The 11,779-nt window shown below is 69.2% G+C and carries 9 protein-coding genes; 4 read left to right on the top strand and 5 right to left on the bottom strand.

Translation table 11 applies throughout. The features are described 5' to 3' along the window. Window positions 1-61: 61 nt before the first annotated feature. The 3 genes from K2W61_RS17095 to K2W61_RS17085 all read right to left on the bottom strand — a co-directional run bounded on the left by K2W61_RS17095 (window position 62) and on the right by K2W61_RS17085 (window position 4,009). Complete coding sequence (locus K2W61_RS17095; RefSeq protein WP_175141514.1) at window positions 62-715, bottom strand: thermonuclease family protein; 654 nt, start codon at window positions 713-715, stop codon at window positions 62-64. A gap of 103 nt (window positions 716-818) precedes the next feature. Then, the gene (locus tag K2W61_RS17090; protein ID WP_175135533.1) at window positions 819-1,823 is read right to left on the bottom strand and encodes a magnesium and cobalt transport protein CorA; all 1,005 of its coding nucleotides are present in this window, start codon (window positions 1,821-1,823) and stop codon (window positions 819-821) included. 95 nt (window positions 1,824-1,918) lie between these two features. Then, a complete protein-coding gene (locus K2W61_RS17085) occupies window positions 1,919-4,009 on the bottom strand; it encodes an ATP-dependent helicase (protein WP_236756130.1) in 2,091 nt (696 codons plus the stop codon). A gap of 180 nt (window positions 4,010-4,189) precedes the next feature. Between K2W61_RS17085 and K2W61_RS17080 the strand changes: the two genes are divergently transcribed. Then, a complete protein-coding gene (locus K2W61_RS17080) occupies window positions 4,190-5,101 on the top strand; it encodes a DUF72 domain-containing protein (protein ID WP_175135531.1) in 912 nt (303 codons plus the stop codon). Window positions 5,102-5,140: 39 nt separating this feature from the next. Here the strand turns inward: K2W61_RS17080 and pdxR are convergent, their stop codons facing one another. After that, window positions 5,141-6,670 (bottom strand): MocR-like pyridoxine biosynthesis transcription factor PdxR, encoded by a 1,530-nt coding sequence (gene pdxR / locus K2W61_RS17075; RefSeq protein ID WP_419761604.1) that lies wholly within the window; start codon window positions 6,668-6,670, stop codon window positions 5,141-5,143. Between the two features lie 95 nt (window positions 6,671-6,765). On the opposite strand from pdxR, the gene gabT reads away from it, so the two are divergent. The 3 genes from gabT (at window position 6,766) to K2W61_RS17060 (ending at window position 10,780) form a co-directional block, all read left to right on the top strand. Beyond that, window positions 6,766-8,028: a 4-aminobutyrate--2-oxoglutarate transaminase gene (gene gabT / locus K2W61_RS17070; RefSeq protein WP_175135530.1), complete on the top strand. Its 1,263-nt coding sequence runs from the start codon at window positions 6,766-6,768 to the stop codon at window positions 8,026-8,028. Between the two features lie 229 nt (window positions 8,029-8,257). Then, a complete protein-coding gene (locus K2W61_RS17065) occupies window positions 8,258-9,727 on the top strand; it encodes an NAD-dependent succinate-semialdehyde dehydrogenase (protein WP_175141518.1) in 1,470 nt (489 codons plus the stop codon). 198 nt (window positions 9,728-9,925) lie between these two features. Then, window positions 9,926-10,780 (top strand): inositol monophosphatase family protein, encoded by an 855-nt coding sequence (locus K2W61_RS17060; RefSeq protein ID WP_236756129.1) that lies wholly within the window; start codon window positions 9,926-9,928, stop codon window positions 10,778-10,780. Window positions 10,781-10,951: 171 nt separating this feature from the next. Here K2W61_RS17060 and K2W61_RS17055 read toward each other — a convergent pair whose 3' ends face one another. Beyond that, complete coding sequence (locus K2W61_RS17055) at window positions 10,952-11,779, bottom strand: NAD-dependent protein deacetylase (RefSeq protein ID WP_175135527.1); 828 nt, start codon at window positions 11,777-11,779, stop codon at window positions 10,952-10,954.

Below are 11,779 nucleotides of genomic sequence, written 5' to 3'. Positions count from 1 at the left end.
ACCTCGCGGGCGGCATGCGGCGCGCGCAGCAGGACGGATTTCCCCCGCCGGCGCGCGGCGCTCAGCCGCACTGGCGCTGGCGCCAGCAGTCGTAGCGCCACTTCCAGGGCTGCATGGGGCTCTTGCCGGCCCACAGGCCGCGCCCGGCGGCCTTGGCCTGGCGTTGCAGGCCGGGCATGGCCTTGTCGTTCAGGTAGTCGCCCTGCCGCGCGGTATAGGCCCAGGCATAGCCGGCCTCGACCTGCTGACGGTTGGCGGAACGGCCATCCTCCAGGATCAGGGCGCAGACGTCGCGGCCGTACGGATCCTTCAGGTAGCACTGGGCGGTCACGGTCTTGCCGGCCACCAGCCCGGCCAGGTGCTGGCGCGAGGCTTCGGCATAGGGCTGGCCGGGCTGGTCCGCGCCATGGCCCTCCTCGGGCGCGTCGATGCTGTCCAGGCGGATGCGGCGCTGGCCGTCGGGCGCGCGCAGCGTCACGGTGTCGCCGTCGGCGACGTTGACGATCATGCCGGTCAGGGTATAGCTGCCCGCGGGCACGGCGTCCGCGCGGCCCGGCGCGGCGGGCGCGCTGGCGCCAGGCCGCCCGGCCGGGCGCGCATCGCCCTGGCCGGAAGGTTGCAGCCAGTTGACGAGGGCGCCGGCCGCCGCCAGGATCAGGGCGACGACGAGGGCGGTCAGCTTGCTGCCGCCGCGAAAGGGGGAATTGCCGCGCACGGGCCGCGCTCCGGAGAGGAAAACGCAGGCAGTTTGCCACAGCCCGGCGGCCGCCGGGCGGCGCGGCGCGCCCGCGATGGCACGGTTGCGCCCCGGGGCCGCGCTACAGCCAGCCCGACTTGCGGAAACGCCAATATAGGAACGAACAGACCGAGGCGATCACGCCCAGCGTGACCGGATAGCCGAACGGCGACGCCAGTTCGGGCATGAACTTGAAATTCATGCCGTAAATGCCGGCGATGGCCGTGGGCACCGCCAGGATGGCGGCCCAGGACGCCAGCTTGCGGGTGGTGTCGTTCTGCGCCGCCTGGCCGATCATCAGGCTGGCTTCAAAGGCGAAGGCCAGCGACTCGCGCAGGGCATTGAACAGTTCGTCGACCCGCAGCACGCGGTCGGCCACCTCGCCGAAGTAAGGCCGGGCGTGTTCGTCCACCGCCGACATCTCGACCCGCGCCAGGCGCCGGCAGATCTCGGCCAGCGGCGACACCACGGTGTGGATGCGCAGCAGGTCGCGGCGCTGGCGATACAGCTTGCGGATATCCGAATCCTTGGCGCCGCGGATCAGCAGTTTCTGTTCCGCCCCCTCGACCACCGATTCGATCTTGCCCGCCGCCGCCACATAGCGGTCCACCAGCCAGTCCAGCAATTCGGAGGCGACATAGTCGCTGCCGCGCTTGAGCAGGTCGGGCGAGGCCTCCAGCCGTTCGCGCAAGGGGCTGTGGCCGGCCGTGGCCCCGCGCCGCACCGTGACCAGGAAGCCCTCGCCGATCAGGAACTGGGTTTCGCCGAAGATGGGGCGCTCGGCCTCGACTTCGACGGTGATGGCGACGATCAGCACCATGTTGCCGTAGTCGATGATCTTGGGCCGGCGGTGCGCCTCCAGCATTTCTTCCTGGTTCTTGTCGCAGGCGCCAAGCTGGCCGACCACGTCCGCCAGCCGCTCGGGGCTGGGGTTGCGCAACCCGATCCAGAGCATGCTGCGGCCGGGATCGACGTGCTTGCCCACCTCCTCGATGGGCACCTCGTGATCGCGCCGGCCGTTCACATAGGCGATGGACGCCACCACTTCGCTATTGGTCGCGGCGGCGGCATTCTCTTCGGTAGACATAGACATCCTTTGGCGATGCGAGCCCTGCGGGTGCAACCTATCGGCCGATGATAGCCCACCGGCGCGCCCCGCCCGCGGCCTGCGCGGACGCCCCGCTAGGCGAACAGGTTGCGCACGCGCCTGGCCACGTCCACGCTGGGCGCCTGCGGCGCCTTGGCCTCGCGCGCCGGCAAGTCCGGCGGCTTGGGCAAGTGATCGAACAGCGGCAGCATGGCGTTGGTGATGTAGCGGGTGCGCGAACCGTAGACGTGGCGGTCGCCCATGCCGGTCTGCTGGTGCACGTAGAAACGCTGCGGCACGATCAGCTGCAGGCGTTCCCTGGCGCGCGTCATGGCCACGTACAGCAGGCGCCGCTCTTCCTCGATCTCTTCGGCGCTGCCGGTGCTCATGTCGGACGGGATACAGCCATCGACCACATTCAGCACGTACACCGCCTTCCATTCCTGGCCCTTGGCCGAGTGGATGGTGGACAGGATCATGTAGTCCTCATCGCGCGACGGCGCGCCCGATTCGTCGCTGGTGGCGTCGGGCGGGTCCAGCGTCAGTTCGGTCAGGAAGCGCTCGCGCGAGGGGTAACCGGCGGCAATGCGCACCAGCTGGTCCAGGTCGGTCTTGCGCACCCGCGCATCGTCGTACAGCCGTTCGAGTTGGCCGGCGTACCAGCGCAGCGCCAGGTCGACGTCGGCCGGCCAGCGCAGGTTTGGATCGGCCAGCGCCGCGTAGGTGTCGGCGAACGCGCCCCACTCCGCCTGCGCCGCCGCCCCCGGCTTGAACTCGCGCAGCGCGCGCAGCGGCTCGGCTGATTGCGCCATCGCATCCATCAGCTTGCCGGCGGTGGCCGGGCCGATGCCGGGCAGCAGCTGCGCCACGCGGAATCCCGCCATGCGCCCGCGCGGGTTCTCGGCCCAGCGCAGCAGCGACAGCAGGTCCTTGACGTGCGCCGCCTCCAGGAAGCGCAGCCCGCCGAACTTGACGAAGGGAATGTTGCGCCGGGTCAATTCCAGTTCGAGCGCGGCGCTGTGGCTGGAGGTGCGGAACAGCGCCGCCTGCGACTTGAGCGTGGCGCCGCCTTCGCGCTGCGCCAGCACCTGGTCGGCGACCCAGCGGGCCTGGCCGGCCTCGTCGCTGACGGTGACCAGCTCGGGCAATTGCGACGACTGCCGGTCGCTCCAGAGATCCTTGGCGTAACGCTCGGCCGCCAGGCCGATGACGGCGTTGGAGGCGTTCAGGATGGGCTGGGTCGAACGGTAGTTGCGGTCCAGCGTAATGACACGCGCCGGCTGCGGGAACAGGGCCGGGAAGTCGAGGATGTTGCGCACCGTGGCGGCGCGGAACGAATAGATGGACTGGGCGTCGTCGCCCACCACGGTCAGGCCGCGGCCATCGGGCTTCATGGCCAGCAGGATGGCCGCCTGCAGGCGGTTGGTGTCCTGGTATTCGTCCACCAGCACGTGGTCGAAGCGCGCGCCGACATCGGCGGCGATGGCCGCGTCGCCCATCATCTCGGCCCAGTACAGCAGCAGGTCGTCGTAATCCAGCACCTGCTGGTCCTGCTTGGCGGCGACGTAGGCGCGGAACAGGTTCTTGAGTTCGTCTTCCCATTGCGCGCACCACGGGAAGGTGGCGTGCAGCACATCGGCCACCGGCGTCTGGCTGTTGACCACGCGCGAGTAGATCGCCAGGCAGGTGCCCTTGAGCGGAAAGCGCGACTTGGTGGACGACAGGCCCAGCTCGTGCCGCACCATGCCCATCAGGTCTTCGGCGTCGCCGCGGTCGTGGATGGTGAAGGCCTCGGACAGGCCGATGCGCTGGGCGCAATCGCGCAGCAGGCGCGCGCCGATGGCGTGGAACGTGCCCGCCCACGGCAGCGACGGCGGCTGCTGGCTGCCGCGCAGGTTCATGACCCGCTGCAGCACGCTGCCGACGCGGCGTTCCATTTCCTGGGCGGCGCGGCGCGAGAAGGTCAGCAGCAGCATGCGCTGCGGATCGGCGCCATTCAGGATCAGGTGGGCGACCCGATGCGCCAGGGTGTTGGTCTTGCCCGAGCCGGCGCCGGCGATCACCAGCAACGGCCCGTCGTCGCCCGTGCCGCCGACGCCGAACTCGGCGGCCTCGCGCTGGGCGGGGTTGAGATCGGCCAGCGGATCGGGACGGCCGGACGGATGGGCGGGATTCTGGTCGGACATGGGCGTGCGGTGGGCGGCGGCGGGCGCGGTCGGCGCGGCCCGATACCTGGGGATATATCCAGGTATCATAACAGTCGAACCCGGCCACCGTCGGACCGTTTCCCGATAGCCACGGGGTCGTCCGCCGGCGCCCCAGCCGCCCGGCCCCGCCACCAGAACGCCACGCGCCCTTTCGCCCCCATGCGCCTGCTTACCGGCACCGCCTCCTGGACCGACCCCACGCTGCTGGCGTGCGGCCGCTTCTATCCGCGCCAGGCGCATGACGCCCAGGCCCGGCTGCGCTTCTACGCCAGCCGCTTTGGGCTGGCCGAGGTCGATTCCAGCTACTACGCCCTGCCCAGCGCCGAAAACGCCTACCTGTGGGCGCAGCGCACGCCGGACGATTTCGTCTTCAACATCAAGGCCTACCGCCTCTTCACCGGCCACCAGACGCCGCTGGCGTCGCTGCCCGCCGACATCCGCCGCGAGCTGGCCGACTGGCCCGAACCGGTCATCTACCACCATGCCATGCCCGGCGACCTGCGCGATGAACTCTGGCGCCGCTACACGTTGGCGCTGGAACCCTTGCGCATGGCCGGCAAGCTGGGCGCGGTGCATTTCCAGTTTCCGCCCTGGCTGCGGCGCGGCCCGCGCGGCCAGGCGCTGGTGGCCGAGTGCGCGCGGCGCCTGCCCGAACACCTGCTGGCGGTCGAATTCCGGCACCTCAGTTGGTTCGAATCCGCCCAGGCCACGGCGGCCACGCTGGCGTTCGAGCGCGAGCTGGGCGTGGTCCACACGGTGGTGGACGCGCCGCAGGGTTTCGACAACAGCGTGCCGGCCGTGTGGGAATGCACTCACCCCGACCTGACGCTGCTGCGGCTGCACGGCCGCAATGCCGCCACCTGGAACGCCAGCGGCGCCGCCTCGTCGGGGCGCTTTCAATATACGTATTCGGAGGCCGAGCTGGCCGAGCTGGCGCGCCGTTTCCAGGACCTGGCGCGGCAAAGCGCGCAGGCGCATGCGGTGTTCAACACCAATTTCGAGGACCAGGGCATGCGCAATGCCGCCGCCTTCGCGGCGGCGCTGGGCGGCGGGCAGCCCGGCCCAACCTGAGCGGCATGGCAAACCGGGCGCCGGCTTGCCAAACCCGCGTCAGGCCGGCTGCGCCACCAGCGCCGGCGCGGCCGGCGTCATGCGCGCCACTTCGGCCAGGCTTTCCAGCAATACTTCGAACTTGCGCGCGATGTCGTGCTCGGGCACGCAGGCATAGCCCAGCAGCAGGCCGGGCCGGCGGCCTTCGGCGCCAACGTAGTAGCGCGACAGGGCGCGCGTCAGCACGCCCTTGCGGCGCGCCACCTCCACCACCCGCAGGTCGTCCATATGGGGCGGCATGGTCAGCACCAGGTGCAGGCCGGCCAGGCTGGCGTCGCGATGCAGCCACTCGGGTCCCAGGCGCCGCTCGATCAGGTTGACCAGCATGGCGCGGCGGCGCCCGTACAGCATGCGCATGCGGCGGATGTGGGCGGCATAGTGGCCCTCGGCAATGAAGGCGGCCAGCGCCGCGTGCGTCATCAGGTGGCCTTCGCGGTAGAGCTCGGCGTGGGCCGCCTGGAACGCCGCCGTCAGCGTCTTGGGCAGCACCAGGTAGCCGACCCGCAGGCCCGGATACAGCGTCTTGCTGAAGGTGCCCATGTAGATCACCGGCGCGTCCGGCTCCAGGCCCAGCAGCGAGGCGATCGGCCGGCCCGAGAAGCGGAATTCGCTGTCGTAGTCGTCTTCGATGATCCAGCTGCCATGCTGGCGCGCCACCGCCAGCAGTTGCCGGCGCCGCGCCAGCGACATCACCGGTCCCAGCGGATACTGGTGCGACGGCGTCACGAAAATGAAGCGCGGCGGCGCCATGCCGGGCACCGCGCCCGCGTCCGGCAGGCGCATGCCTTCCTCGTCCACCGGCAGGTGCACGGTATGCAGGCCGTTGGCCTGCAGCACCGTACGCGCGCCCCAATAGCCCGGGTCTTCGACCCAGGCGGTCTCGCCCGCCTCGCCGAGGATGCGGGTGGCCAGGTCGATGGCCTGGTGCGAGCCTTCGGTGATGAGGATCTGGTCCGGCTCGCAGTCGATCGAGCGCGTCAGCGCCAGATGCTGCGCCAGCGCCTCGCGCAGCGCGGGCAGGCCGCCGCCGTAGGCGTAGGTCAGCAGATCGGGGCTGGGGTTGCGCCACAGCGCGGAAAAAATGCGGCCGAACTTCTTGTGCGGAAATTCGGTCAGGTCGGGCACGCCCGGCATGAAGGCGCCCCATTGGTAGGGCGAGGCCGACACGCCGTCGACGATGGCGGCGCCACGCGCCGACAGCGCCGCACGCGGCTGCGGCACCGGAGCGCGGCGCGACTGGCGGCCGCTGGCCAGATAGGAGTCGGGCTGCGACGCGTTGACGAAGGTGCCATTGCCCTGCAGGCTGCGGGTGTAGCCTTCGGCCAGCAACTGGCCATAGACGTGCACCACGGTATTGCGGGCGATGCCCAGTTCGGCGGCCAGGTCGCGCGAGGCGGGCAGGCGCGAGTCGGCGGCAATCGATCCGTCCAGGATGGCTTCGCGGATGCCATGGTACAGCCGCTTGTTCATCGGCCCGCCAGCGGCATCGGCCAGGCGCAGTTGCAGCAAGTCTCCGACAATGGACCGCAATTGGTTCTACCTGATTTATAAAAGTGGTTCCCACCAATGGGGCCATAGTAGCATTAAAGTAAGGCTTTACCGCCCACTTGCCATCCGAGGCTGAGATGAAAAATCAGGACCTGAATACCCGTCGTTCCCTGGCCACGCCGCGCGGCGTCGGCGTCATGTGTGACTTCTATGCCGTGCGCGCCGAAAACGCCACGCTGTGGGATGCCGACGGCAAGGAGTACATCGACTTCGCGGGCGGCATCGCCGTGCTGAACACCGGCCACCTGCATCCCAAGATCAAGGCCGCTGTCAGCGCCCAGCTCGACAACTTCACCCATACCGCCTACCAGATCGTGCCGTACGAAGGCTACGTCTCGCTGGCCGAGCGCATCAACCGCCTGGCCCCGATCGACGGCCTGAAGAAGTCCGCTTTCTTCACCACCGGCGTCGAAGCCGTCGAAAACGCCATCAAGATCGCGCGTTCGGCCACCGGCCGCTCGGGCGTCATCGCCTTCTCGGGCTCGTTCCACGGCCGCACCATGCTGGGCATGGCGCTGACCGGCAAGGTCGCCCCCTACAAGCTGTCGTTCGGCCCGATGCCGGGCGACATCTATCACGTGCCGTTCCCCAACGGCACCCAGTCCATCAGCGTGGCCGATTCGCTCAAGGCGCTGGACCTGCTGTTCAAGGTCGACATCGATCCCAAGCGCGTCGCCGCGATCATCATCGAACCGGTGCAGGGCGAAGGCGGCTTCAACATCACCCCGCCCGAACTGATGGTGGCGCTGCGCAAGCTCTGCGACGAGCACGGCATCCTCCTGATCGCCGACGAAGTGCAGACCGGCTTCGGCCGCACCGGCAAGCTGTTCGCCATGGAACACCACTCGGTGCAGGCCGACCTCATCACCATGGCCAAGAGCCTGGGCGGCGGCTTCCCGATCTCGGGCGTGGTCGGCCGCGCCGACGTCATGGACGGCCCGGCCGCGGGCGGCCTGGGCGGCACCTACGCCGGCAACCCGCTGGCGGTGGCCGCGGCCCATGCCGTGCTGGACGTGATCGCCGAGGAAAAACTGTGCGAACGCGCCGTGCAACTGGGCGACAAGCTGCGCGCCCACCTCGAGGGCCTGCGCGCCAAGGTGCCGGGCATCGCCGACGTGCGCGGCCTGGGGTCGATGGTGGCGCTGGAACTGAACGATGCCAACGGCAAGCCCGACGCCGAGGCGGTCAAGAAGGTGCAGGCCCGCGCCATCGCGCAAGGCCTGATTTTGCTAAGCTGCGGTGTGTACGGCAACGTCCTGCGCTTCCTGTACCCCTTGACCATTCCCGACGCCCAGTTCGACCGCGCGCTGGCCATCCTGGCCGAGGCCCTGGCCGCATAATCAAGCAAGGGCTCATCCCGTGCATCCGGTCGGCGCAGGCAGCCTGGACAGGCTTGGCCTACCCCGGCCGGATATCCGCTTTTTATTGATGGCGCTACCGCGCCTGCCCATCGGGATGCCGCGGAACCGGCTCCGCCGCTCAGCAGGCATGCCCCTGGAGGGGGCCCGCCTAGGGAGGAGCGCGCAGCGGCTTCGGGGGTGGGCCCAATTCATCAAGGAGACTTAACTCATGACGTCATTGACCCATCCCCTGTCGCGCCCCGAACTGCTGCGCGACGCCTGCTACATCGACGGCAAGTGGGTGGCGGCCGGCAACGGCCCGTCCATTCCCGTGGACAATCCCTCCACTGGCAAGACCATCGTGTCGGTGCCCAAGCTGGGCCGCAAGGAAGCCGAGCAGGCCATCGCCAGCGCCGAGGCCGCCCTGCCCGCCTGGCGCGCCAAGACCGGCAAGGAGCGTGCCGCGATCCTGCTGAAGTGGGCCCAGCTGATGATGCAGAACCAGCAGGACCTGGCCGCCATCATGACCTCGGAACAGGGCAAGCCCGTGACCGAGGCCGCCGGTGAAATCGCCTACGCCGCGTCGTTCCTGGAGTGGTTCGCCGAGGAAGCCAAGCGCATCGACGGCGACGTGCTGCAAAGCCCCAAGGCCGGCCAGCGCCTGCTGGCGCTCAAGCAGCCGATCGGCGTCACCGCCGCCATCACGCCGTGGAATTTCCCGGCCGCGATGATCACCCGCAAGGTCGGCCCGGCCCTGGCCGCCGGCTGCACCATGGTGGTCAAGCCCGCCCAGCAGACGCCGCTGACCGCGCTGGCGCTGGCGGTGCTGGCCGAGGAAGCCGGCGTGCCGGCCGGCGTGTTCCACGTCATCACCGGCAGCTCGCGCGAGATCGGCGCGGCCCTGTGCGAAAGCGACGTGGTGCGCAAGCTGAGCTTCACCGGCTCGACCGAAGTCGGCCGCACGCTGATGGAGCAATGCGCCCCCACCATCAAGAAGCTGTCGCTGGAACTGGGCGGCAACGCGCCCTTCATCGTCTTCGACGACGCCGACCTGGACCGCGCGGTCGACGGCATCCTGGCCTCGAAGTACCGCAATGCCGGCCAGACCTGCGTCTGCGCCAACCGCATCTACGTGCAGGCCGGCGTGTATGAGGAAGTCGCCAAGCGCCTGGTGGCCAAGGTCGACGCCATGAAGGTCGGCGACGGCTTCGAGGACGGCGTCACCCAGGGTCCGCTGATCGACGCCAACGCCATCGAGAAGGTGCAGGAACACATCGCCGACGCCACCGCGCACGGCGCCAAGGTCATCGCCGGCGGCAAGCCGCATGCGCTGGGCGGCACGTTCTTCGAGCCGACCGTGGTGCGCGACGTGACCCAGTCGATGCGCTTTGCCACCGAGGAAACCTTCGGCCCGGTGGCGCCGCTGTTCCGCTTCGAATCCGAGGAAGAAGTCATCGGCATGGCCAACGACACCATCTTCGGCCTGGCCGCCTACTTCTTCACCCGCGACTACGCCCGCATCTGGCGCGTGTCCGAGGCGCTGGAATACGGCATCGTCGGCATCAACACCGGCCTGATCTCCAACGAAGTCGGCCCGTTCGGCGGCGTCAAGCAGTCCGGCCTGGGCCGCGAAGGCTCGAAGTACGGCATCGAGGAATACCTGGAAATCAAGTACCTCTGCGTCGACCTGGGCGCCTGAACGCGCCCCTCCTCGCCCCGGGCTCCCGCCCGGGGCGGATAAACGGGGCTGCGGTCCCGTTTATCCCCAGGAATTGTGGACAACCTGGCAGATAACCCCTGCACAGGTGCAAAATTCCCTTTAGGCTCATACGGTTATGAATCGCGATCAAATGCCGCCCAGGCATGATAGATTTGCGCGTTCCCTGGACGAGCAACGATGAGCAGAACATTCACCCGTGACGACACCCGCAAGCTGGCCGGCATCCTGGCCGAAGCCGCGCAGGCGGAGGTCATGCCGCGCTTTCGCAACCTGCCCGAGGGCAGCGTGCGCGACAAGAGCTCGCCGCGCGACCTGGTCACCGACGCCGACGAGGCCGCCGAGCGCCTGATCGCCGCGCGCCTGTCCCGGCTGCACCCGGGCGCGGTGCTGATCGGCGAGGAAGCCTCGACCCGCAACCCGGCCCTGCTGAACATGCTGGTGGACGCCGAGCTGGCGTTCCTGATCGACCCCATCGACGGCACCCGCAACTATGTGGCGGGCCTGCCGCTGTTCGGCATGATGATCGCGGCCTGCCACCGCGGCGACGTGATCGCCGGCGTGATCTACGACCCGGTCAACCGCGACAGCGCGCTGGCGGTGCGCGGCGAAGGCGCCTGGATGGAATACGAGAACGGCAAGCAGGCGCCGCTGGCCGTGGCCAGCCCGGCGCCGCCCGAGGACATGGACGGCCTGATCGCCACCGGCGCCCTGCCCGAGCCGCTGCGCAGCACCGTCAACGGCAACCTGTCGCGCCTGGGCAGCACCGCCAGCCTGCGCTGCGCCGCCCACGAATACCGCATGCTGGCGGCCGGCCACAGCCACGTCGCCCTGTACAACCAGCTGACCGCCTGGGACCATGCCGCCGGCTGGCTGCTGCACCGCGAGGCCGGCGGCTACGCGGCGCGCTTCGACGGTTCGCCCTACAAGCCCACCCACCGCAGCGGCGGCCTGCTGTACGCCCCGGATGCCGGCAGTTGGCACGCGGCGCGCAAGGCGCTGCTGGGCGATGCCATCCCCGACGCCGAGACTTGACATTCGCGGCCGACACGCCGGGAAATGCTCGCAAAATCGGGGTAATCCCTAGGAATTATCCACAGTATCTGTGGACAACCCTATGGAAAGGTCTGTAACAGCACAAAAAAGTCCTTACAGGCCAGGCACTTGGTTAAACCGGTCAAAAACCGGCCGCTGTCGGTCCTACTTTCATGCTGCCGCCAGCGCCTGCAACGCCACCGCGCTGGGCAGTTCGATCTTCAGCGTCAGCAGAGGGTCGGCCCGGGTGCGGCCCAGATTGATGGTGGCGATCGGCAGGCCGTTGCGCGCCGCCGCGGTCACGAAGCGATAGCCCGAATAGACCATCAGCGACGAGCCCACCACCAGCACCGCGTCGGCCGCCATCAGACCGGCATTGGCGCGGTCGACCCGCTCGCGCGGCACGGTTTCGCCGAAGAACACCACGTCCGGCTTGACGATGCCGCCGCAGACCGGACAGGGCGGCACCTGGAACGCCGCGAAATCCACGCCCTCCAGGTCGGCATCGCCGTCGGGCGCGTCGTCGGCTTCGAACGCGATCCAGCCGGGGTTGTGCCGGTGCAGCGTGTCCTGCCAGGCCTCGCGGCCGCCGCGCCAATCGCAATGCATGCAGCGCACCTGGTCGAGGCGGCCGTGCAGGTCCACCACATCAGGGCTGCCAGCGGCCTCGTGCAGGCCGTCGACGTTCTGCGTCACCAGGATCGACACCCGCCCCTGCCGCTGCAATTGCGCCAGGGCGCGGTGCGAGGCATTGGGTTGCACCTGGCCGAAGCGGCGCCAGCCCACCATGCTGCGGGCCCAGTAGCGGGCGCGCGCATAGCCGCCGCCCATGAAGGTCTGCAGCGTCATGGGCGGCGAACGCTTCCATTCGCCGTCGCTGTCGCGGTAGTCGGGGATGCCGGAATCGGTGCTGACACCCGCTCCCGTCAGCACGAACAGCCGCGGGTGGCGGTCAACGAAGCCGCGCAGCGCGGCCAGATCCGAAACATGTGTGTCCAT

The sequence above is a fragment of the Achromobacter pulmonis genome (genome assembly GCF_021733725.1).
Classification (GTDB): domain Bacteria; phylum Pseudomonadota; class Gammaproteobacteria; order Burkholderiales; family Burkholderiaceae_B; genus Achromobacter; species Achromobacter pulmonis.
This window is presented reverse-complemented; position numbering and strand designations above follow the sequence as displayed.